Genomic DNA, 219 nt, shown 5'->3' with positions numbered 1-219 from the left:
GATGCCGCTGACGCTGGCAATTTGCGCCTGGCTGATGCTGCCCGTGCCCGTGCCCGTGGCAGCCGTCAGGTTGTAGTTGCCGGCGTCCGTGCCGCCCAGGGCCAGGCCGCCGGCATTGACAACCTTGCCGCTGCCGACATTCTTGTCGATGAAGTTGGCCGAGGTCGCGCTGACGCTCAAGCTGTCGCCATTGACCATGCCGGCAAACGTGGCGCCGGC

Annotated in this window: 1 protein-coding gene; it reads right to left on the bottom strand. The window is 67.1% G+C overall.

Annotation, left to right across the window (positions count from 1 at the left end; genetic code table 11):
* The coding region (locus tag K0F86_RS27230) for a YDG domain-containing protein (RefSeq protein WP_219137221.1) at nt 1-219 on the bottom strand (219 nt) is incomplete at both ends.

Source organism: Janthinobacterium sp. UMAB-60 (assembly GCF_900095235.1).
Taxonomy (GTDB): Bacteria; Pseudomonadota; Gammaproteobacteria; order Burkholderiales; family Burkholderiaceae_D; genus Janthinobacterium.
The sequence above is the reverse complement of the archived record's forward strand: the minus strand, read 5'-3'. Positions and strand labels throughout refer to the sequence as shown.